19 protein-coding genes are annotated in these 22,243 nt (G+C 48.9%); 8 read left to right on the forward strand and 11 right to left on the reverse strand.

Annotated features, from left to right (window positions below):
• Positions 1-24: 24 nt before the first annotated feature.
• Both H6H02_RS00880 and H6H02_RS00885 read right to left on the reverse strand, forming a co-directional pair.
• A complete protein-coding gene (locus tag H6H02_RS00880) occupies positions 25-723 on the reverse strand; it encodes an NAD-binding protein (RefSeq protein WP_190813725.1) in 699 nt (232 codons plus the stop codon).
• A 179-nt stretch (positions 724-902) separates the two neighbouring features.
• Positions 903-2,237, reverse strand: a complete 1,335-nt coding sequence (locus tag H6H02_RS00885) for a TrkH family potassium uptake protein (protein ID WP_190813727.1) — start codon at positions 2,235-2,237, stop codon at positions 903-905.
• Positions 2,238-2,329: 92 nt separating this feature from the next.
• Between H6H02_RS00885 and H6H02_RS00890 the strand changes: the two genes are divergently transcribed.
• The 5 genes from H6H02_RS00890 to H6H02_RS00910 all read left to right on the forward strand — a co-directional run bounded on the left by H6H02_RS00890 (position 2,330) and on the right by H6H02_RS00910 (position 7,706).
• On the forward strand, positions 2,330-3,199 hold the full coding sequence (locus tag H6H02_RS00890) for a methyltransferase domain-containing protein (RefSeq protein WP_190813729.1): 870 nt from the start codon (positions 2,330-2,332) through the stop codon (positions 3,197-3,199).
• Between the two features lie 54 nt (positions 3,200-3,253).
• Positions 3,254-4,225, forward strand: coding sequence for a homogentisate phytyltransferase (locus H6H02_RS00895; RefSeq protein ID WP_190813732.1), 972 nt, complete (start codon positions 3,254-3,256; stop codon positions 4,223-4,225).
• Between the two features lie 70 nt (positions 4,226-4,295).
• Positions 4,296-4,757, forward strand: a complete 462-nt coding sequence (locus H6H02_RS00900; protein WP_190813734.1) for a tetratricopeptide repeat protein — start codon at positions 4,296-4,298, stop codon at positions 4,755-4,757.
• 30 nt (positions 4,758-4,787) lie between these two features.
• Complete coding sequence (gene cobA, locus H6H02_RS00905; RefSeq protein WP_190813736.1) at positions 4,788-6,479, forward strand: uroporphyrinogen-III C-methyltransferase; 1,692 nt, start codon at positions 4,788-4,790, stop codon at positions 6,477-6,479.
• A gap of 687 nt (positions 6,480-7,166) precedes the next feature.
• The gene (locus tag H6H02_RS00910) at positions 7,167-7,706 is read left to right on the forward strand and encodes a phycobiliprotein lyase (RefSeq protein ID WP_190813738.1); all 540 of its coding nucleotides are present in this window, start codon (positions 7,167-7,169) and stop codon (positions 7,704-7,706) included.
• On the opposite strand, the gene H6H02_RS00915 is transcribed toward H6H02_RS00910, so the two are convergent.
• From H6H02_RS00915 to H6H02_RS00935, 5 genes are all read right to left on the reverse strand, one after another.
• Complete coding sequence (locus H6H02_RS00915) at positions 7,703-9,910, reverse strand: response regulator (RefSeq protein WP_190813740.1); 2,208 nt, start codon at positions 9,908-9,910, stop codon at positions 7,703-7,705. The two genes, H6H02_RS00910 and H6H02_RS00915, sit on opposite strands and share 4 nt — an antisense overlap.
• A gap of 71 nt (positions 9,911-9,981) precedes the next feature.
• Complete coding sequence (locus tag H6H02_RS00920; RefSeq protein WP_190813742.1) at positions 9,982-10,437, reverse strand: response regulator; 456 nt, start codon at positions 10,435-10,437, stop codon at positions 9,982-9,984.
• Positions 10,431-12,479, reverse strand: a complete 2,049-nt coding sequence (locus tag H6H02_RS00925; RefSeq protein WP_190813744.1) for a CHASE3 domain-containing protein — start codon at positions 12,477-12,479, stop codon at positions 10,431-10,433. The genes H6H02_RS00920 and H6H02_RS00925 overlap by 7 nt, the downstream gene beginning before the upstream one ends.
• Before the next feature lie 330 nt (positions 12,480-12,809).
• Entirely contained in the window at positions 12,810-14,579 is a 1,770-nt protein-coding gene (locus H6H02_RS00930) for a diflavin flavoprotein (protein WP_190814205.1), read from the reverse strand.
• A gap of 109 nt (positions 14,580-14,688) precedes the next feature.
• Positions 14,689-16,407 (reverse strand): diflavin flavoprotein, encoded by a 1,719-nt coding sequence (locus H6H02_RS00935; RefSeq protein WP_190813746.1) that lies wholly within the window; start codon positions 16,405-16,407, stop codon positions 14,689-14,691.
• A gap of 145 nt (positions 16,408-16,552) precedes the next feature.
• Between H6H02_RS00935 and H6H02_RS00940 the strand changes: the two genes are divergently transcribed.
• Complete coding sequence (locus tag H6H02_RS00940; protein WP_190813748.1) at positions 16,553-17,308, forward strand: pantothenate kinase; 756 nt, start codon at positions 16,553-16,555, stop codon at positions 17,306-17,308.
• A 164-nt stretch (positions 17,309-17,472) separates the two neighbouring features.
• Here H6H02_RS00940 and H6H02_RS00945 read toward each other — a convergent pair whose 3' ends face one another.
• Positions 17,473-18,312: an alpha/beta hydrolase gene (locus H6H02_RS00945; RefSeq protein ID WP_190813750.1), complete on the reverse strand. Its 840-nt coding sequence runs from the start codon at positions 18,310-18,312 to the stop codon at positions 17,473-17,475.
• A gap of 72 nt (positions 18,313-18,384) precedes the next feature.
• Complete coding sequence (locus tag H6H02_RS00950) at positions 18,385-18,840, reverse strand: NUDIX hydrolase (RefSeq protein WP_190813752.1); 456 nt, start codon at positions 18,838-18,840, stop codon at positions 18,385-18,387.
• Between the two features lie 726 nt (positions 18,841-19,566).
• Between H6H02_RS00950 and H6H02_RS00955 the strand changes: the two genes are divergently transcribed.
• Positions 19,567-19,776 (forward strand): RNA-binding protein, encoded by a 210-nt coding sequence (locus tag H6H02_RS00955; protein WP_190813754.1) that lies wholly within the window; start codon positions 19,567-19,569, stop codon positions 19,774-19,776.
• A 189-nt stretch (positions 19,777-19,965) separates the two neighbouring features.
• Entirely contained in the window at positions 19,966-20,160 is a 195-nt protein-coding gene (locus tag H6H02_RS00960) for a hypothetical protein (protein WP_190414631.1), read from the forward strand.
• Positions 20,161-20,306: 146 nt separating this feature from the next.
• Here the strand turns inward: H6H02_RS00960 and argH are convergent, their stop codons facing one another.
• Positions 20,307-21,698, reverse strand: a complete 1,392-nt coding sequence (gene argH, locus H6H02_RS00965) for an argininosuccinate lyase (RefSeq protein ID WP_190813756.1) — start codon at positions 21,696-21,698, stop codon at positions 20,307-20,309.
• Positions 21,699-21,890: 192 nt separating this feature from the next.
• Entirely contained in the window at positions 21,891-22,091 is a 201-nt protein-coding gene (locus tag H6H02_RS27825; protein WP_190814207.1) for a hypothetical protein, read from the reverse strand.
• Positions 22,092-22,243 lie beyond the last annotated feature (152 nt).

Below are 22,243 nucleotides of genomic sequence, written 5' to 3' on the forward strand. Positions count from 1 at the left end.
TTTTAATGTTTAATTTTTAATTTTTTAAATGGGTAGGCGATTAATGTCTTTGTTGCAGCCAATCACTACCATTGCCGACCCTTTATAAAGCCGCCGGTTGGGATTAGGGTTAATTTCAAATTTGCCATCGTGGCTGACCGCTAGCAGATTTAAACCATAGCGGCTGCGAAGTTGCAATTCTGAGATGGTTTTGCCGTGAAAATCGTCTGGAATAATCACTTCTACAATACTGTTATCAACATCCAGATCGAACCGATCTAAAATTGCTGGTTTAGTGAGCGATCGCGCTAAAGTACAGCCCATCTCATGCTCTGGAAATACCACATGATCTGCCCCCACTTTTTTCAGGAGTTTCATATGAATTTCTGAGGACGACTTCGCCACCACATGAGCCACCCCACCTTCCTTGAGATTTAGGGTCGTCACCACGCTAGCTTCCAGATAATTGCCAATCGCCACAATCACCGTATCAAAATCAAAAATTCCTCCCTCTTTAAGCGCAGCAGGTTCTGTCGAATCCAACTGCAAGGCATGGGAAGCGATTTGATCGGTCAAAACTTGGGCTACTTTCTTTTCGTCGGCATCAATGCCCAGTACTTCGTAGCCTAGATGGTGTAGAGTCGAGCAGACGCCACGACCAAAACGACCTAACCCAATGACTGCAAATTGATGCTTGTTAGTAGTGCTGAGACTGCGAAAAAAGTTTAAAGATGATAAGTTCACAAATAAACTCCGGACTGACTCATTGAGTTAGGGATCATTCGTCAAAAACAGTTGCAGGTTTAAACCAACCTTCTAACTTTCAACCTTTTAATCTACAAGCTGCAATTCTGTCATGAACATCTGACAAAAAGCTTGAGGTTACTCAGGCTCTAGCTTATGGAGCTTCGGGGATGCGATCGCTATCCTACCAACAAATTCTCCTCCGGATAGCGGATAACGCTGGGAGTAGGATCTCCAAGAATGGCTGACATTAGGAGCAACACTCCCACCCGACCCATGTACATGGTGGCAATCAATACAAGTTTGGCAAACGTTGAAACACTCGCTGTAATACCAGTAGAAAGTCCAACTGTGGCGAATGCTGAAACAACCTCAAATAAGATTCGGATAAACGCCACCTGTGGATCACTTAGCGCAATTAAAGTCGTGGAACCAATGACCACCAGAAGCGAACCAACCGCAACCCCAGTCGCTTTCACAATGAGCGCCATCGGGATTTGGCGTTGATAAGCAATTACCTCTTCCTTCCCTTGTAATGCTGAAAAAGTAGAACTCAGTAAAACCCTTGTCGTCGTGGTTTTAATTCCGCCGCCGGTACTGCCAGGATTTGTCCCAATAAACATGAATGCAATGGTAATAAAAAGAGAAGCTTCGGTCAATTTCCCAATATCAATGGTATTAAAACCAGCTGTTCGAGGTGTTACCGATTGAAACCAAGCCGCCATGAGCTTCTGGGGAAAATCAAGTGCGCCAAAGGTTTGGGGATTGTTGAATTCTGTAAACAAAAAGAGAATTGTTCCCAGAATGAGTAGAAACACAGTGGTAGTGGTAGCAATCTTAAAATTGAGAGAAAAGACAACACAAGCTTGACTCTTGGATAAGCGATCGCGCGTCCATAAATACAGCTCCATAATCACTTCATAGCCAATCCCACCCAAAATAATTAAGGCGGTGACAATCAGGTTGAGCAAAGGCGATCGCACATATTGCATCAGATTATCTGAAAACAAGCCAAAACCTGCATTGTTAAAAGAATTTACACTATGAAAAACTGATAGCCAAAGACCGCGATCGAACCCATAATCGGGTACAAACACCAACATCAATAAAAAGATGCCAGTTATTTCAATAATCAACGTCGTGGCAATAATTGAGCGCACCAATTCCAGCACACCGGATAATCCAGGCTTGTCGAGGGATTGTTGAATCGCTATCTTCTCTCGCAGTCCAAACTTGCGTCCTAGCAACAGCAACAGGCACGTCGTTGCCGTCATGTAGCCCAATCCCCCCACCTGAACCAGCAAGACAATGAACAATTGTCCCCAAAACGAATAAAATTTCCCCACATCGACCACTGATAAACCAGTCACGCAGACAGCAGACGTGGAAGTAAATAGCGCGATTACCGGATTGCTCCAACTGCCGTCACTGATTGAAAATGGCAGCATCAGTAAAATCGTTCCCAACGTGATGACAGCAAGAAATCCCAGGCAAATAGTTCTGGCAACAGTCATGGTCTAGCGGTCTATCAGGAAAAGTATTTTTAGAGCTTACTGCTTTCCGAGTTCTGGTAGGCTAATTTTCAGCAACACCGCCTGAAAATTTCATGACTTCAACTCTTTATCAGCAAATTCAGCAGTTCTACGACGCTTCCTCCGGTCTGTGGGAACAGATTTGGGGAGAACATATGCACCACGGATACTATGGCGCTGATGGTACTCTGAAAAAAGACCGGCGGCAAGCGCAAATTGACTTAATTGAAGAATTGCTCAAGTGGGGTGAGGTGCAGGTCGGGGAAGGCTTGACTACCCCCGCCAATATCCTCGATGTTGGCTGCGGGATTGGCGGCAGTTCTCTTTACTTGGCGCAAAAATTCAACGCAACGGCAACGGGAATCACCCTGAGTCCCGTCCAGGCGACTAGAGCCAAAGAACGGGCAGCCGTTGCTGGATTAAGCGATCGCACATCGTTCCAGGTGGCAGACGCCCTGAATATGCCCTTCGCTGACGATTCCTTTGACTTTGTATGGTCGCTCGAAAGTGGCGAACATATGCCCAATAAGCAGAAGTTCTTGCAGGAGTGCTACCGGGTGCTGAAGCCGGGGGGGACTTTTCTCATGGCAACCTGGTGTCATCGTCCGGTTGGGGGCGCAGATGCACAGTTGACAGATGATGAGCGCAAGCATCTGGCAGAAATTTACCGCGTCTATGCTTTGCCTTACGTGATTTCGCTGCCAGAATATGAAACGCTGGCTCGCAAAGTTTCGTTCGAGAATATTCGCACGGCAGATTGGTCAAAAGCTGTCGCACCATTTTGGGATATCGTGATTGATTCGACGCTCGATCCCAAAGCCGTTCTAGGTTTGCTTTTCTCCGGATGGACAACGATTCAAGCGGCGCTTTCACTGGGGTTAATGAGCCGGGGCTATGAGCAAGGTCTGATTCGATTCGGATTGCTCTGCGCGACTAAGAAATAACGTTTGGGAACAAAAATTGCTTAAAATCAAGCCTGAGTATTCATTCAGGCACGCATGAGCCAGATTTCTCCTGAAAAGTCTTCCCTTCCCAAAACCAGTCCTTCTGAGTCCTACCCTGTACAGCGCACTGGTTCCTGGCTCTACGCCTTATGGAAGTTCTCCCGCCCTCATACGATTATTGGCACCAGCCTGAGCGTGATGGCGTTGTACGCGATCGCGCTTGCAACAGCTTCCGGGGGCGTCACCAGCGTCGAACAGTTTTTGGGTGCATGGATTGCCTGTCTGGGCGGAAATGTCTACATTGTCGGGCTAAATCAGCTCGAAGATGTGGAAATTGACAAGATTAACAAGCCCCATTTGCCTATCGCTGCTGGTGAATTTTCTAGGGCGCAAGCTCAAATTATTGTCGCCATTAGTGGAAGTGTGGGGCTGCTGTTGGCACTTCTTCTAGGACGATATTTACTGTTCACGGTGGGGGTTAGTTTAGCCATTGGTACAGCCTATTCTCTGCCGCCGATTCGGTTAAAACGATTTTCCTTTTGGGCAGCGCTGTGCATTTTCACCGTGCGCGGAGTCATTGTCAATTTAGGGCTATTTTTACACTTCAATTGGGTATTGCAAAAAAGTCAAGTGATTCCGGCATCAGTCTGGGCGCTGACGATGTTTGTGTTGGTATTTACGTTTGCGATCGCTATCTTTAAAGACATCCCCGATATGGAGGGCGATAAGCAGTACAACATCAACACCTTTACGATTCAACTCGGTAAGCCAGCCGTCTTTAATCTATCTCTTTGGGTGATTACGGTCTGCTACCTGGGCATGATTGTGGCTGGGGTATTATCGCTAAGTGCGGTTAATTCCACATTTCTGATAATTACTCATGTATTCGCACTCTTGTTGCTGTGGTGGCGAAGTAGAAGTGTAGATTTGCAGGATAAGAGCGCGATCGCATCTTTTTACCAATTTATTTGGAAACTCTTTTTCTTGGAATATCTGATTTTCCCCGCTGCCTGTCTTTTAGCATAAGAAAGGTTAAAACCCTCATCAGGGTAAGCTTAAGGAAAGGGGTGCCACAAATGCCGGAGGGCTACCAAGGGTGGAAACAGAAACATCTCAACTAACTTATTTTCTGGCTGTCGCTGTCGTCGGCATTAGTCTGACTCTCCTGGTTTTTTTCTTGGGGAAGACATTTGTCGCTTCAAACTTTTTTAAAAAAGGGGTGGCACTTTATAAACAAAAAGACTATGCAGGTGCAGAGGCAGCTTTTCGCCAAGTGATTCAGCGACACCGCACCAATGACATGGCGCGATTGCTGTTGGGAAATGCTCTGATGGCGCAAGATAAGATTGACGAGGCAACGCCGATATATCGGGAATTGATTGAGCGATCGCCCAAAAATGTCGATGCTTATTTGAGGTTGGGAGACACGCTGATTAAACAAGACAAAATTGAGGAAGCGATCGCCGTCCTTCAAAAAGCTAGAAACTTATATAAAACGGGCACCACAGAGCAACAACAACTCGATCAACTCATCCAGGAAATGGACGCCCCAAAATAACCTGCAAATTCCTTCGATCGCAGCTAAATCATGACTGAGCGTACCGGAAAAGTATATCTGGTGGGGGCAGGGCCTGGAGATATTGCTTACCTCACCGTCAAGGCACAACATCTGCTTGTTGAGGCACAGGTGTTAGTCTACGACGCCCTCGTAGATGCCCAGTTGTTGGAGTTGGTGCCAGACAGTTGCCTGAAGTTGGATGTGGGGAAACGCGGTGGACAACCCAGCACACCGCAAGCCGAAATTAACCAACTGCTGGTGGAACACTGTCAGCAGGGAAAGCAAGTCGTGCGGCTAAAAAGTGGCGATCCGTTTATTTTTGGGCGTTCGACTTCCGAAATTCAGGCATTAATTACCGCTGGGTGTCCTTTTGAAGTCGTACCAGGGATTTCTTCAGCCCTAGCAGCACCTTTGCTCGTGGGGATTCCGCTGACAGATCCGGTGATGAGCCGAGGTTTCACGGTAATTACTGCCCACGAACCGGATGTTTTGGACTGGGAAGCACTGGCGCGGATGGAAACGCTGGTAATCTTGATGGGAGGGCGCAATCTCGGTGAAATTGTCTATCAGTTGCAGCGATATGGGCGATCGCTTTCTACTCCCGTCGCCGCAATTCGTTGGGCGGGAACGCCTCAACAACAAGTCTGGATAGCTACGCTGGGCACTATCGTTGAGCAAACTAGGGGCGAATCTCTCTCTCCCACCGTGATTGTCATCGGGGAAGTCATCGGTTTGAGAAAATACTTGCGATCGCCAGATGCACCAGTCGTCTTAGATCGACGCCTAAATCCGCCCGTACAATCATCAGAATCTTCAACCCCATCAGCACGGGTGAGTTTATCAGACATACCTATGGGAAGCGATTCGCAGAAAACCTCGTCCCTCACGACTCAAAACTCTTCCCAACCGCTAGCTGGGAAAACGATTTTAGTGACACGCGCCGCAGGACAATCGGGTGAGTTTTGCTTGCGCCTCCAAGAAGAAGGCGCGACAGTGATTGAGATGCCGACGCTGGAAATTACTCCTCCTTCCAGTTGGGAAGAATTGGATAATGCGATCGCGCACTTATCCAATTTCGACTGGTTAATTCTCACTTCCAGCAACGGTGTTGATTACTTTTTTGAACGACTGGAAGCGCAAAATCAAGATGCCCGCGCCTTAGCCGGGGTCAAAATTGCCGTCGTCGGGAAGAAAACCGCCCAGAGTCTCAGGCAGCAGGGCTTACAACCCGATTTTATTCCCCCAGCTTTTGTGGCAGATTCGCTGGTTGAATACTTTCCAGAATCGTTAGAGGGCAAGAAAATTCTCTTTCCGAGAGTGGAAACGGGTGGAAGAGAAGTCTTAGTGAAGGAATTAACCGCCCAAGGTGCAGAAGTAATCGAAGTGGCGGCTTATCAATCTCGGTGCCCGGAAGCGATCGCACCCGCTGCCTTAGATGCCCTCCAGCGACAAGCAGTGGATGTGATTACTTTTGCAAGTTCTAAAACCGTGCAATTTTTTGGTCAATTAGTCGGAGAAATCGACAAATTGCCCCTACAAGGTGTCTGTATTGCCTCGATTGGTCCTCAAACTTCTAAAACCTGTCTTTCTCTGCTGGGGCGAGTGGATGTAGAAGCCCCAGAATACACTTTAGACGGCTTAACCCAAGCGATCGTCCAGTGGGCGACATCTGAGGAGAATGTCCGCGATCGCTTGGCTCACAACTCAAATATAGATTGCTAGATAGCTATTCTCGATTGGATGCCGTACATTTTAACCCCACCCCTGCCCCTCCTCGTTTACGGGGAGGGGTTCCCTCTTCTCCCCGATTCCCTGCCCCGCCTTGCTGCCGCTAGTGTCTCCCCCTAAACGAGGAGGGGTTCCCTCTTCTCCCCTCTCCGTGAACGGAGAGGGGTTGGGGGTGAGGTTCCATATTCTCCTCTCCGTAAATGAGGAGGGGTTCCCTCTTCTCCCCTCTCCGTGAACGGAGAGAGGCTGGGGGTGAGGTTCCAAATATCGACACTCAACTGAAAACCGTGATAATCTCTCTCGAAAGCTTTGCAGAAATTTTCCTCCTTTCGTCGCGCCCTAGGGGATAGAGGGTTTCGAGATTCTTCCGGATGGCAGAGCCGATGGTAAGTATTTTTAGCTATGATTTATTATTATTAAGATTGTTAACAGTAACTTGCATTTTGGCAGCCTTACTACTCCATATAGGGTGGTACGCCAGCTAAGTGCCAGATAGCTGACCCGATTGAGTGACGCTCAACTGTACCCAGATCGGGTGTCACTAGAAACTGCGACTTGCACAACCGTTCATCAGATTGCTTGCATAAAGGTCAAATAAAAGGGTGATAAGTCCCATAGCTACTTAGCAAAAATTGACGCTTGCAAGAACTTTATTTTCACTTCGTATGAGGACTGGTACTGGTGACATCACTAAGACAACTTGCCCAAACCCATGAAGAATCTTTAATTGCAGCGTTTTTTCAGGAATCGGAGGGTAAATGGCGCTCTGAAAGACGCTACTATACGCTGCCGGATGGAGAAACCAAGGAGATGGTGAGTCTGATTACCGTCCGGTTTTTGGAACAGGGAAGCTCGGAATTGCTACATTTGGCAGAGTTACATCAACTAGAAGATCCAGGGGCACTGATTTGTGGTTCTTATGTAGAGTGGGACAGCACAAATTCAGTCACAAACCGCAAAGAGTCCAAAGGTTCGACACTGTTTGGCGCATTGGGAACCACACTCTATCGCGATCGCGGCTTTGCTACTCCAAAACCCGTCACGGCTGAGTATTATTTCTCCAATCCCAAAACTTTGTGCTTGCGGACAGAGTACAGAGACTCTTCATTTGAAGAAGAATTAAAACTGATTGGTCGAAGCTACCGCACCCGGCAAACGATCATCTCCCGCGCCGGAGAACAGCAAATGATCGGTCAATATCTAGAAAAGCGCATTAGCTAGACTTCACTTGCACGCCCAGCCAGAAGTGCTACCGCCGCCACTAAATCATCAGGCTCGACTGGCTTAGGCTGATACATTTGAAAACCTGCCTTTAGGGCACGGTTTTTGTCTTCCTCCCTAGCGTATGCCGTCAGCGCTAGGGCTGGAATTTGTTTTCCGGTCTTTTCTTCCAGAGTTCTCACCTTGCCGATGAGGGCATAGCCATCTTCCTCTGGCATTCCAATATCACTTACCAGCAAATCGGGCTGCCAGTTACGAAGGACTGCCAACGCCTCGGCTACGGATGCGATCGCTTTCACTTTCGCCCCAGACTCTTCAAGCACAAGGGCGATCAACTCCCGTGTATCCGTATCATCATCCACAACTAGCACCTGCACTCCGCTCAAGAGTGGAGGTGCTTGTGCTACCTTCTCCTCAGCTTTCCCGATCCCCGGCTCCTCTACCCCCCGGTTCTCCTGCCCCTCTATTTCCCGACTTTTATCAAAAAGTGGCAGAAGCACTGTAAATGTTGCTCCCCGCCCGATTCCGAGACTAGCAGCACGAACGGTGCCACCGTGCAGTTCCACCAAGTGACGTACAATCGCTAATCCGAGTCCCAATCCTCCATGCGATCGCGTAGTGCTAGCATCAGCTTGACGAAAGCGGTCAAATGCATAGGGTAGAAAGTCGGGACTAATGCCAATGCCGCTGTCGCTAATTTGGATTTGGGCAAAGCAAGTGGAAGGTTGCGGGTGATTCGGTTCAGAGTCAGAGGATTGCAAGTTTGGGATTTGATTTAAAGCTTCTACTTTTCCTTCAACCTTTAAACCTTCAACCTTCTCCAGTCGCACCTCAATTTTCCCGCCTTCTGGTGTGAACTTGATGGCGTTAGAGAGTAGATTCCAAACGACTTGCTGTAAGCGATCGGGATCGGCAGCGACTAAGCCAACTGAGCGATCTAATACCGCCTTGACTTGAATTCCCTTGCCATCCAATGCCGGACGCACAATATTAATTGCCTCATCAATGGTGGGAACTAGATCGATTGAGCGAATATTTAGGTGCAGCTTGCCTCGAATAATCCGCGAGACATCCAGAATTTCATCGGTGAGTTTTACCTGCGCCTTGGCGTTGCGTTCGATACTCTCAAGGGCGCGATTGGTAACAGAGGAATCTAGCTTCTGACTGCGGAGTAGCGTTGCCCATCCGAGGATAGAGTTGAGGGGAGTGCGGAGTTCGTGAGACAGCGTTGCTAAGAACTCGTCCTTGAGGCGGTTTGCGTCCTGCGCCTCCCGGTAGAGTCGGGCATTATCAATTGCCAAAGCAGCCCGATCCGCGAGGTCTTGCAGAAAGAATTGGTCATCACGAGTATAGGAATATCCAGGGCGATCGCGCGAAACGAATAAAGTCCCAATCCGCCGACCTCGTACCTCTAAAGGTGCGATCAAAATGCTGTACATCCCAAAGCGCTGCAAGTAGGGCAAATACTTGGACTCGCGCAAAGGTTGTATCTCCTCTGACGACACGACTGGAATCAGTAGCGTCTCGCCCGTTTTAAAGACCCGACCCGTCAAACCCTCATCAACGCGGTGCGCCTCCGTGGCGAGGGCTTCTTCCAAGCAGGCGAGGGCTTCTGGGTTTGGATGATAAATTGCTACCGGCTTGAGGTACTTTCCATCATCTGATAGGATGCGGACTACGCAGAGATCGCCCAGTAGCTGAGCTACCTGCTGACTGACGAGTTCTAGAACTGCTTGGAATTCTGGAATTTTCTCAGCGAAAGCCCGCGATACCTCACTCAAAGCTTGCCGATGCGCTTCCAGACGGGCGGATCTGCGCTGAGTTTCAGCTCGTTCTAGGGCTAACTGCACCGCAGCAGGCAGACGGTTGTAGTATTTGGGCAACTTCAGAACGTAGTCGGATAGCCCCGCCTTCATCGCCTCTACAGCGATCTCTTCGCTGCCTGTATTGGTAAACATCACCACGGGACAGTCGGGATACCGCTCTTTGACGGCACGCAACACCTGTAGACCATCACTCCAGCGCAGTTGATAGTCAGTGACAACGGCGTCAAAGCCATCTTCCTCCAGCGCCTGGTTTAAGGCATTGATTTCTGCGATCTCCTGGATTTGGAGATCGGAAAAAGCTCGGCTGAGCTGACGAGCTGCTAGGAGGCGATCATCAGGGTTGTCATCAATTAGTAAAATCCGTAAAGTCTGGCTCATATTCACTACTTAGTTGGAAGGTTGAAAGAGGTGAATGTTTTAGCTTCCAACTTTCAAAGTCTTTCCAACTTTCAACCCTCCTCTAATTTTGGTCTTTGGTTGAAAATGAGCCAATATGAATTCAGTGTCTTCACCATATCCAGTAACGCTTCAAAAGCAACTGGTTTAACCAAGTAAGAGTTGGCTCCCAGGTCATAGGCTCGGTTGATATCACGATTTTCCTCAGAGGAAGTTAGGACAACAACCGGCAGGCGCTTCAGGTCTGGCTGCTGCCGTAGCCATTCCAATACTTCAAGACCTGACTTGCGAGGGAGTTTTAGGTCTAGCAGGATCAGAGCGGGTAGAGGGTAGCGATCGCGATCGCTATAAGGCTGCTTACCCGCAAGGTAAAACACGGCTGCTTCCCCATTTTCCACCACTTGCAATGGGTTGAGCAGGTTGGCTTTCCGAAAAGCTCGCTGAATCAGGAAAACATCATTGGAGTCGTCTTCCACCAGCAAAATAGTATAGTTAGACACGTTCAACATTCGTCTCTAGCCTTGGGCAGGTCTATCCAAAATCTGCTTCCCTGATTAGCTTGCGACTCGACTCCGGCATAACCTCCCATGCGTTCTAATCCTTTACGCACAATTGCCAACCCAATGCCAGTGCCGGGGTAACTTTCAATTCCGTGTAAACGCTCGAAGACGCGAAAAATGCGTTGTTGATGTTCTGGAGCAATGCCGATGCCGTTGTCTTCTATCCACAAGCGTACCCACAATTGGGAATTTGCTGAAGGTTGATGACTCTCTGACTCTTCAGCTATAGACGCGATCGCTCTTGTTTCTACCCTTGTCTCTACAATACCCTGTTCCTCGGCTTCCCCTCTCTCCCTAACTTCTGCCCAGACTCGCACCTGCGGTTGGACTCCAGGAGCGATAAATTTCATTGCATTATTTAGCAAATTTGTCAAGACTTGAATCAAAGTGGTGCGATGCCCGACGACTTGAGGCAGCGGGGATTCTACTGCCACCTGGACTTGTTTTTGGCGCACTTCTGGCTCTAGTTGAGCGAGGACTTCTATCACCACCGCTTCTAGGTGAATCGGCTGGAGACGGATCTCCGTGCGGCTGAGGCGGCTATAGTCGAGCAGATCCTGGATTAAGATATCCATGCGCTGGGCAGCCGTAACGATGCGCTGGGCATAGTCTTGCCCGATGACATCGAAGGAGTCGCCATAATCTTCTAACAAAGCGGAACTAAAACCCTGCATGGCACGCAATGGCGCACGGAGGTCGTGAGAAACGGAATAGGCAAACGCCTCCAATTCAGCATTGGCTTCCTGCAATTGGACAGTGCGATCGCTGACGCGCTGCTCCAGTTGTGCATTGTACTGTTCGAGTTGTTCTCGTAACTCAGCTTGCTGCATCGCGATCGCAAGTTGGTCGGCGACCTCCCTGGCAATCTCTTGGTGTTCGGGATTAAACGTTGTCGGTTCCGTGGCACTCAGAATCAGTTCGCCGAGCAGATTTTCTTCGACCCGCAGGGGTATAGTCATGCAGTTACTTTGCCCTTCCCCCATTCGCTTTATGGCAGGCGGACAACGATTGATTGTCGCGTTCTCTACAGAATAGGATCTCTGTTGCCCTAAGACAAATCCAGGCAGGAACTCGTCAATTTGGAGCGTAGCGCCTTCTGGGAACGGAAAATCTCCGTTAACAGTTCCGGCGATCACGTGGGCAATGCCAGTTTCAAAGTGAAACAACACCACAAAAGCCTGTTGGCAAGGCACCAAGCGCTGCATCCGCGACAATGCCGCGCGGACAACTTCGGCGGGTGAATGTGCTGCCAGAATCGCCCGGTCAATCTGATGCAACGCTTCCAACCGTTGGGCAGATCGACGCAGTGCCTCTGTTTGCTCTTGGGCGATTGCAAGGGCGTGTTTGTAGGTTTTTGCTACTGCTATCAACTGACGGTTGGTGAACAATGCCAGGAGGCTTCCCAACCCAACCGTTAAGCCGAGAGTGCTGCCAATTGTCAGTTGGGTTGTTTTTTGAGCGGTGTCGGTGCGAACATCCCGCAGTACCTCCTCGGTTTCGATGAACGAGGCAAGCTGAACCCGCATCGCGTCCATCAGATGTCTACGAGTGTTAAACACAGAGAATTGATAATCACCACTGCGCTGCTTCCGAGCGATCTGGGAGGGGGCATATCGATTCCACTGTTCATAAATTGCCCGCAACTCTTTGAGGCGCTGAATTTGACGCGGGTTGTCCGAAATTAAAGAACGCAAGTCATTAAAGGCAGGATCGATTAACAAACTTGACGCTTGGTAAGGCGCTAGAAAACTCGGATTGCCGGTGACGAGATACCCGCGTATCCCGCTTTCCATATCTAACAGCAATCTCTGAGTATAGTTTGCTTGAGCAATGACTCGATCTGTGTGGTCAACCCACCGCGTCACCGAAAGTAGATGGTTGAGCTGCAAAAATAAGATGCCGGAGAGCGCTAGCATCAAAATAAACGGCAACGCGATCGCACGAGTTAGCCTGCGGCGAAAGTTGGTTTGGGCAGTCTCAAATAGCGCCATTTCAACCCTTCGAGCCTTTCGGCTCTAGCAGTAAGCTTTAGCGATCGCATTCGGCGGAAGCCGTCAGCACCGGCTATGTTGTCTCTTTTACTTTGAAAAAATACTGAGCCAGCAGATCCAAAGATAGCGATCGCCTACTTCCAAGCTAACAACTTACAACACAATAGCAATCCCCAATTAGTTATTAGTTAAAACTCTGTGCATCTTTCTGGATTTCTTCGAGTAACATTTCCCTCGTTAAACTCCTGATAAATGGGTGGCTCAGAAAAAGTTGCATTGGGCGTTATGCACTGAGCGTTATGCACTGAGTGTTATGCACTGGAGCGTTATTTAATAATGGCTACCCGATTTTCGGTGATGAACGGCGGTGACGCCTTCCTGCTGTAACACCTTGCCATTTTCCACCACAGCGTAAACCAACCAGTGATCGCCACATTCCATGCGATTCCGGGCAGTACATTCTAGATAAGCCAGGGCGTCGGTGAGAATCGGACAACCATTTTGGGCGTCTTGCGTACCGACACCTGCAAATCGGTCTTCACCGGGACCAAAAGGTTTGAGAAAATGCTTCATCAAGCCGAGGTGCTTGCCTTCTCCCAAAATATTTAAAACAAATTTTCCACCAGAATGCATCAGCGACTCAATCGCTCGATCCTTGGCGACAGCAATGGTTAAACCGGGGGGATTAAAAGTTGCCTGAGACACCCAAGAAGCCAACATCGCCCCGCTGAGTTCGCCTTGTTTTGTTGTTACTACCGAAAGAGAGCCAACCAGATGCCCTACCGCTTGTTCGATCCTGGCAGATTGCGAAGGTGAAATCGGTTGCACACCTAACTGTTGTCGGGCAACTTTGGCTTTTCTAGCTTTTTTCAAGGCTTGGGCGAAGTCTGTCCCCGCTTCTTCGCAATATTTCAGCGTCACCTCAGTGGGTTTAAATTTGACCCGAATCGGGTCAAAACCAAAGCGATATCCCGCATCTTTTAACTTGCCTTCAAGTAAATCAATCGCTTCCCCACTCCAGCCATAAGAACCAAAAACCCCCGCTAGCTTGCCTTTGCTCGCATTGGATAGGACAATACCTAACGCGGTTTGAATCGGCGTAGGAGCATGACCACCGAGGGTAGGAGAACCCATGATAAACCCATCTGATTTTTCTACAGCTTCTTGAATTTCAGCAGGTTCGGCAAATTCACAGTTAATCGATTCGACAGCAACCCCCGCTTTGGTAATCCCACTAGCGATCGCTTGCGCCAAGGTCGCTGTATTCCCATAAGCTGAAGCATAGAGCAGCGCCACGCTCGTTTCCGTTGCCCTTTGCTGCTGGTTCCATTGCCGATAAGCTTGAGTCAACGGAATCAGGCTGTAACGCACCAAGGGGCCATGACCCGTCCCATAAAGTCTGGCTGGCAAATCCTGTGTCAGTTTGTCTAGCGCTGTTTCGACTTGCCGAGCGTGGGGAGCCATCAGACAATCGTAATAGTAGCGCCGATCTTCGCTAAACACCGTCCACCCTTCATCAAACACCTGATCGCCACAAACGTGCGCCCCGAAAAGCTTATCAGTATACAAAATTTCGGTTAGGGAGTCGTGGGTGCAGAGGGCGTCGGGCCAACGGGGACTGGGGGTGGGGATAAATTGTAAGTGATGACCTTTGCCTAAATCGAGGGTTTCTTCCCCCCGCATTACGGCAATTTGGAGATTGTGTTCTTGTAAAGTTTCTGGGAAAGTGCTTTCAAAAAGATTTCGCAGCAGAATTGAGCCTGGATTTGAGCAAACAAATGTAATTTGAGGAGCCAGTTTTAGTAAAGCATTCAGCGTAAAGGCTCGGTTGGGATTGACGTGTCCCAAAATTACATAATCCAGCTTTTTCAAGTCAAACCGCTGCTGTAAAGCGGAAAGAAAAATCTCTGTAAATGATTCTCCCGGCGGATCGATGAGTGCTGTTTTATCCGCTTGAATTATATAAGAATTCGCCGTTGTGCCTCTTTGCAGCGCATATTCGACTTCAAACTTAAGTCTGTCCCAAGTGCGCGATCGCAATACAGTTGTATCTGCACCAATCGGGAGAACCTGAACATCGCGGGGTTTTGTGGCTGTCATCATAAGTTAAAACGGTAATTTTTTTTAACGCAAAGGTACGCTCTCGTAGCGCAAAGTTAAAGCTGCCTCTTTGCGTACCGAGAGCGTTAACCTTGGCGCACCGAGAACGTTAATAATAATTTCCGATCTTACGATGGTGAACGGCTGTGAGGGCGTCGGCTTTGGAGACGCGACCGGATTGAACGGTGCTGTAAACAATCCAGTGATCGCTGCATTCCATACGGCTTGCAACTTCACACTCCATGTAGGCGAGGGCTTCTGTCAGAATCGGGGAACCGTTCTCCGCAGGCTGAGATTTTATCCCGGCAAATCGATCCGCGCCAGGGGGGAATCGTTTTAAAAAGTGGCGCATCAAATTTTGATAATTTCCCTCTTCTAAGACGTTGAGGACAAAGCGATCGCCTACTTGCATCATGGACTCAATTGCCCGGTCTTTTGCGACAGCAATGGTGAACCCTAGGGGTTGGAAGCTAGCTTGTGCCACCCAGGAGGCTAACATGGCACCGTTGACTTCGCCTTTTTTGGCAGTGATGATGTAAAGTCCACCACTGATGCGTCCCAGCGCTTTTTCTAAGTCGGCATCAAGGGACTTAATCTGTTTGATGTTGCGATCGCGGGTAAGCACTTGCCCCAAGTCAGTTCCCGCTTCTTCGCACAGCTGATAGGTGGCTTCTCCGGGTGTGTCTTTAATCCGAATCGCTGGAAATGCGACTGTCAGCCCTAACTCTCTAAATTTACTCACTAGCGGATCGACGGGTTCATCATCTCCTCCATAGGACTCCAGAATCCCAACCACTTGTTTTTCCTTGGCGGCGGCTAAAACGGTGCCAATCGCCGCTTGGGCGGTGGCAGAGGCGGCTGGGGGTGTGGCAATGACTAAGCCAGATGAACGCCCTACCAGTTCTTGTACTTCCTGGGGATCGGCGGATTTCAGGTCGAGTGTCTCAACGGCGACGCCGGTTTTGGTGATCCCTTTGGCGAGAGATTGGGAAAGGCGATCGCTATATCCGTAATCGGAGACGTAAAATACCGCTACTGTCGTCTCTCCCTTAGTTTGAGCTTGGCTCCACTGCCGATAGCGTCCCGTTAGTTCCACAACGTTGTGGCGCAGCAGTGGGCCGTGTCCGGTGGCGATGGTGCTGACTTCTGGCAGTTCTCCCATCCGCTTCAGTGCAGATAGCACGGAACGGGCATTCGGAGCCATCAGGCATTCGTAGTAAAACCGATAATCGGCTTCGATGGCGGCTAAATCTTCATCAAAGGTGCTATCCGAGCAATAGTGCAAGCCAAAGGCGTCGCAAGTATACAGGATTTGGGTTTTGTGGTCGAATGTGAAAATCGTGTCGGGCCAGTGCAAGTTGGGGGCAATCACGAATTCCAATTCGTGTCCGTTGCCTAAATCCAACTTGTCGCCATTTTTGACAATTCGCCGCTCAAACGGCTGATGCACAAAATCTTCGATAAACTGAATTGCGACTTTTGACCCAACCACCGTTACTTGGGGAGCCAGTTTCAAGATGTCTTTGACTAATCCGCTGTGGTCTGGCTCGGTGTGGCTGATAATCAGGTAATCAATTTCTTTAGGGTCAATCAGTCCCTGTAATGCATCCAGATATAGCTGGCGAAACTTTTCGTGGGAGGTATCCACTAAAGCCGTCTGCTCACCCCGAATGATGAAGGAATTATAAGTAGTGCCGTTTTGCAGTCCAAATTCAATGTCGAAGCGATCGCGATCCCAATCGAGCGAGCGAATCGTTGTGGTGTCAGGGGCGATTTCGCCAGTCTGCATGGTGAGGCGTTTTTGGGTTCGGTCGGTGAGCGCTACCATCTCTGGTCTCCTTCTGTTGCAACCCATTAGGTATTTTTTCTTCTTTCATTCTGCCACGAGTATCTTGTAAAGATTTATTAAAAAACCTATGAGTGAGTTAAGAGTTCTAAAAGTGTGAACCCGCAGAGGCACAGAGGACACAGATATGAATTGGCTAGGTTTGATGATTGGAAATTCGCAGATGCACTGGGCGTACTTTGAAGGAGAGACGCTTCACAAAGCCTGGGACACTCATTATCTAACGGCAGCATCTGTGAAGGAGCTGATGCAGGGTTTGATGGCAGGTGACTTACCAGCGGAAATTTCACCACCCAGTCAGCTACCTCTTTATCTGGCTTCGGTGGTTCCTAGGCAAACGCTACTTTGGCAAAGTTATCCTAATGTTCGCATCATTACTTTAGAAGAGTTGCCTCTTGAGGGAATGTACCCAACGCTGGGAATTGACCGGGCTTTAGCTGCGTTGGGTGCTGGTGAAGTCTGGGGTTTGCCAGTGCTGGTAATTGATGCTGGTACTGCTCTAACGTTCACGGGTGCAGATGCCAATCGTTGTCTGGTGGGTGGGGCAATTCTTCCAGGCTTGAGCCAGCAACTACTGTCACTAGCTTATAGAACAGCTGCCTTGCCATCAGTCAAAATACCACAGGAAATGCCGCCGCGTTGGGCGTTGAATACACCAGAGGCCATTCAGAGTGGCGTTATCTACACTGTCGTGGCTGGAATCAAAGATTTTATCCAAGCTTGGAAGCAGGAATTTCCAAGCAGTCGGGTGGTTTTGACGGGAGGCGATCGCGCTAGTTTACTTTCCTATCTCCAAACCCAGTTTCCTGAAATAGCCAGTCAAATCATGAACGACCCCAATCTAATTTTTATGGGCATGAGGTCAGTCGTCCTTAGTTCTTAGCCCTTAATAAAGCTACTCAGATCAAATCTGCTTGATTCTCCACAATTGAGAAAAACCTCACCCCGCCTCCACCTGCGGCTCCGGCTCCCCTCTCCGCAAGCGGAGAGGGGTTGGGGGTGAGGTTCTTTCATTAACTCCAGTAAAAGCGCACAGCCTATGCGCTCCTACTGCTTACTAACGAAATCTCGAATATACTGAGCCACAACATCTGGCAGCGCTTCGGGTAGATCGTTTCCTGCAAAGCCAATAATTTCTAACTGAGCTGATGGAGTTAAGTCGGCGTAGGCTTGACTTTCGGCAATTCTGGAACGGTTATCTCGATCGCCTTGCAAAATTAAAACGGGGACTTTCAGCCACTCCAGTCTTTCTTTCAATAATTCTGCTTGAATTTCGGCGCGACGGCGTTGAAATAATAGCTTGTCAGTAGTGGGAAACTGTACCGGCTGTTCTTGTCGCCGCTTCTTTTGCCCAGTCTGCTTGCGGGCAAACAGGCGATTGTTAGAGACACGATTGATCGCATCTATAAGCGATCGCGACCCGGAGGATATTACCTTAGACAGCCGCTTAAATAGAGATGTAAATAGAGATGGGCGCGATCGCTCGGTTCTTAATCCCTCCGCTTCCACCCCAATTGGAGCTATCAGCACTAATCCGCGTACCTGTTCCAAATATTTCAGCGCGAAGCTTGCCGCAATCCATCCCCCCAGTGAGTGGGCAATTAAATAAACTTCCCGCTGGTTCAACGCTTCTAACAACTCACCGAGACATTCCACCTCTAACTCAATCGAGTAGTGGATATTCGGGCGTTCTGAGTCACCAAAGCCGAGTAAATCTGGAGCAAAGCAGTGATAATCTCGACTCAAACAATCGATGACAGGTAGCCATTGACTGCTATCGTGAGCCGATCCATGTAAAAAAACCAAAATCGGTCCTTGACCGACTTCGCGCCAGAAGATTTGTCCTTGGGACAGCTTAATTCGAGAATTGCGTAGCGGTAGAGTCATCCTAGATTTTTAATTTTAGATTTTGATTTTAGATTGACGATGGATTCACGCATCCAAAATCGAAAATCCTGCTCATGCGAGGGTTGTCAAGCCGTTCAAGTAGTCCTGCAACTGCTGGTCGTGGTCATGGCAGAGTTTCCCTGGAGGCAATGATGTCACAGAGAATGCTTTTACTTCCATAATTTCCAGCGTATCCCGAACCTGCATTTCTCCTTGCACTTCCGCTTCTAGCGCTACACAAATCGAATGAATTCTGGGATCGCGGTCTGGCGAAGAGTAAACTCCCACTAACCGGCGAATTTTTACTAACTCTAGTCCGGTTTCTTCCGCCAATTCCCGCCGCGCTGATGTCGGAATATCCTCACCCCAATCAACAATGCCGCCAGGAAAACCCCATTCACCCGTATCTCCGCGTCGAATAAACACAATTCGACCATCCGGCAAAATCGGGATGATAGTTGTGCCGATGATGGGATGACGGAAAATAATCCCTAGCACTGTTTGTATGAATCGCCATAACTGACGCATAGACAAAAGAAGCTTTACTTCAACGCAGAAAGGATACTTTTACTTTTAGAGTCAATTTATGACCAGGAAGTTCTCCGATTACAGATAAAATTTAAAACTTTGCAAAAGGAGGGTTTCCCCAAGGGCGGAACCCGCATAGTTCTGGGGATGCCAGAATTGCTGATTCATCCACCTCTACAAATTAAAATTTTTAAATCTGCAAGAATTTCTGTTTTTTGAGATTCCGCTCTCACTGGGAGATAAATCTTCTCAATGTTACCATTCGAGCCGATCTCATTCATGTGTGTCGCTGAAGGCGGATCAGTTGCTTGCTGCGGAATTTTTCAGCCCTTTGCTGTCGTTGTGGCTGACAATTTTACCCACCAAAGGAGCAGTGCTACTGAGTTTCAGGGATATGGGGCTATTTTCAACCGCAGCAAGTCAGGGCTTTTTAGTAGGCTGCTGACGGGCTGTTATGATATACGTTACGGATGCAAGTTCGGTCACGTCAGTCAGCGACCCGCCGTTTTTAGGCTAGCCTGCTTCGGTGTTTCTTCCACAGGTTTGAAGGCAGAGGCTTCCAGCGCCAAAAAAATGCTCTGGGGAAGTAACACACTCTGTCTAGACTCGCTTGGACAAGAGTACGTTCTGAGAAGTTGCTAGAGACGCTTTAAATTTTGCGCTTCTAGGTTGCTTTTCTGTCTCTGGGCTTTCATCTGAATCAATTGTTCGGATGGATATTGTTGGATGACTATTTACATCGAAAGTCTGTCTTTGCAGGTTACTCCAGAAGACCTTAAACAAGTCTCTGCATCAGGTTTAGCCAAAAGTGTGGCGATACCAAGCGACCGGAAGACAGGCAATGTGCGGGGCTTTGCTTTCCTAGAGAAGGTGGACGCTCCGCAAAAAAAGACAGCTATTTCGGCGCTGGATGGTGCAAAATGGATGGGGCGTTAGATGCAGCTCAAACCAAGCCAGATCGAAGGAGAACCCTCGAAAAGAGGGCGATCGCGGTAGATTGGCAGATTGGCAGATTCTAGTACCTGCTTTTACAAGCCTTGGGCATGACTGGCAACACCAACAAGCATCAGGTGCGGGGGAAAACCCAAAGGCACCATTTTTTAGTCGTATATCAAAGAGGTGAACATGGCGAAGCGCCGTAACCCTAAGAAAGAAAAGGCGCAGCGTAATCAAGCATACGCCCGCAAGTTTCGTAAACGTCAAACTACGGGTCGGTTCTCTAAATTCCGGCGTCAAAGATCGCCCGGAGAGAGAACCAATGAGGAGGATGAAGACAAGATGGGAGGAGGAATGGGAGCAATGGGCGGCGCGATGGGTTAGCCATTGCTCGGTGCTGAGGATTGAGCGCTTAGGACTGAGGGCAGAGGGCTGAAGACTGAGGAAGAAAAATATTTTTCCTCAGCTACTAACTCTTTTGCGAAATTGAGAAAGCCCCTATTCAGTCCTCAGTCTTGATTACTCAGTCCTCACTCCTGATTACTCAGCCGAGACTGGGCAGCTTGAATCGCTTGTCTCACTTGCTCGAATCCGGTACCGCCGTAACTGTTACGAGCGGCAACCACTTGTCTTGGAGAGATGGCTTCATAGATGTCTGGCTCAAAAGCTGGGTGCAATTCCTTCCATTCGTCTAAGCTCAAATCCTTGAGAAGTTTACCGGCAGCGAGGGAAGTTTTTACAACCTTGCCCACGAGATTGTAAGCTTCCCGGAAGGGGACACCCCGCGCTGCTAGGTAATCAGCAACATCGGTCGCGTTAGAGAAATCTTCCGCGACAGCTTCTGCAAGGCGAGCGGTACGGAATTCTAGCCCCTCGCGAAACAAAATGGTCATTGCTTCTAGGCAGCCTTTAACGGTCTTTACACTGTCAAATAGGCTTTCTTTGTCGTCTTGTAAGTCTTTGTTGTAAGCCAAGGGTAGCCCTTTCATCAGCACTAGCATTCCTTGCAGATGCCCAAAAACACGACCTGTTTTGCCCCGCACGAGTTCAGGCACGTCGGGGTTTTTCTTTTGGGGCATGATGCTGGAGCCGGTGGCGCAGCTATCTTTGAGGGTGACAAAGCCGAATTCGTGGGATGACCAGAGGATGACTTCTTCCGATAGACGGCTGAGGTGAACCATGATCAGGCTGGCGCTACAGAGAAATTCAATCGCAAAGTCGCGATCGCTCACACCATCCATGCTGTTGGCATACACCCCATCAAAGTTCAGCAGTTTGGCGGTGTAGTGTCGATCGATGGGGAAAGTGGTTCCAGCCAGTGCGCCACTCCCTAAGGGCGAGACATTGACGCGCTGATAGACTTCTCCTAGGCGCTCCCAGTCGCGTTCTAGCATTTGAAAGTACGCAAGCAGGTGGTGAGCTAAAGAGACCGGCTGGGCGCGTTGTAGGTGCGTGTAGCCGGGAATCAGGGTTTCAACGTGATTCTGGGCAAGGTTGATGAGAACTCCCTGAAATTCGCGCAACTGGCTGCGAATTTGGGAAATTTGATCTCTTAAATAGAGGCGGGTGTCGGTGCCTACTTGATCGTTGCGCGATCGCGCCGTGTGCAGTTTTTTGCCGACATCTCCGGTAATTTCTGTCAGTCTGCGCTCTACCGCAAAATGAACATCTTCCGCATCTATACCTGGATTGAAGTTCCCTTCCCGGTATTCTTGGCGGATTTGTTCTAAGCCTGCGACTAGCTGTTGTGCCTCCGACTCGGAAATAATGCCGGTGTGAGCGAGCATTTTGGCATGGGCGACCGAGCCGGTGAGGTCGTATTCGATGAGTTCTATATCGAAGCCGATACTAGCGTTGAAGCGAGCGATCGCTGGATGCAACGCCGATTCAAACCGTTGGCTCCAAGTTTTTTGTTCAGTCACGAGCTTGTTGATAACGTTGGAAAGTTGACAGATTCAAAGGCGAGCCGGTTGAAAGTTGGCTCGGCGAGCAGATTTTAGCTTGCCTTTGCAAGCATCTTACTCTTTAACAAATTGCAGGACGAGCAAGCTGTATCCAAACATTCAACTTTCAACCTTCAACCTTTAACTTTTTAGACCTTCAAACGCCATCCACTAAGCGGTAATCCCTCGAATCAGGTAGCCAAAAAACAGTCCGATTAACAGCGCCCAGACTTGCCCTGATTTAATGAAGTAGTTAAACGCATTTTGCATCTGGTCTAACACTTTTGGGTCTCTGATTTGCTGCGCCAACACGGGCCAATTGACCGGCGAGTGCGAAAACCACAGCGATACACTATCGTAACTGTGGGTCAAGTTGGGCAACCAACCAATTATTTCGTGCATTTCGTTAAGCACCATGACTCTGATTTCCTCACAACAAAAGAGAGATGTTGGCAAAGGTTGCTCGCGCATCCGTTCAGATTGTATTAACACAAAGCTGATGTCTTTGCTAGTGGGGGAGTCAG

Source organism: Coleofasciculus sp. FACHB-1120, from assembly GCF_014698845.1.
Taxonomy (GTDB): domain Bacteria; phylum Cyanobacteriota; class Cyanobacteriia; order Cyanobacteriales; family FACHB-T130; genus FACHB-T130.

Coding starts and splice junctions, on each gene's coding strand:
- H6H02_RS00920 (WP_190813742.1), bottom strand. CDS start 10,437: ATGTTGAACGTGTCTAACTATACTATTTTGCTGGTGGAAGACGACTCC.
- H6H02_RS00945 (WP_190813750.1), bottom strand. CDS start 18,312: ATGACTCTACCGCTACGCAATTCTCGAATTAAGCTGTCCCAAGGACAA.
- H6H02_RS00925 (WP_190813744.1), bottom strand. CDS start 12,479: ATGGCGCTATTTGAGACTGCCCAAACCAACTTTCGCCGCAGGCTAACT.
- H6H02_RS00960 (WP_190414631.1), top strand. CDS start 19,966: ATGGCGAAGCGCCGTAACCCTAAGAAAGAAAAGGCGCAGCGTAATCAA.
- cobA (WP_190813736.1), top strand. CDS start 4,788: ATGACTGAGCGTACCGGAAAAGTATATCTGGTGGGGGCAGGGCCTGGA.
- H6H02_RS00940 (WP_190813748.1), top strand. CDS start 16,553: ATGAATTGGCTAGGTTTGATGATTGGAAATTCGCAGATGCACTGGGCG.
- H6H02_RS00885 (WP_190813727.1), bottom strand. CDS start 2,237: ATGACTGTTGCCAGAACTATTTGCCTGGGATTTCTTGCTGTCATCACG.
- H6H02_RS00895 (WP_190813732.1), top strand. CDS start 3,254: ATGAGCCAGATTTCTCCTGAAAAGTCTTCCCTTCCCAAAACCAGTCCT.
- H6H02_RS00915 (WP_190813740.1), bottom strand. CDS start 9,910: ATGAGCCAGACTTTACGGATTTTACTAATTGATGACAACCCTGATGAT.
- H6H02_RS00955 (WP_190813754.1), top strand. CDS start 19,567: ATGACTATTTACATCGAAAGTCTGTCTTTGCAGGTTACTCCAGAAGAC.
- H6H02_RS00935 (WP_190813746.1), bottom strand. CDS start 16,407: ATGGTAGCGCTCACCGACCGAACCCAAAAACGCCTCACCATGCAGACT.
- H6H02_RS00950 (WP_190813752.1), bottom strand. CDS start 18,840: ATGCGTCAGTTATGGCGATTCATACAAACAGTGCTAGGGATTATTTTC.
- H6H02_RS00930 (WP_190814205.1), bottom strand. CDS start 14,579: ATGACAGCCACAAAACCCCGCGATGTTCAGGTTCTCCCGATTGGTGCA.
- H6H02_RS00890 (WP_190813729.1), top strand. CDS start 2,330: ATGACTTCAACTCTTTATCAGCAAATTCAGCAGTTCTACGACGCTTCC.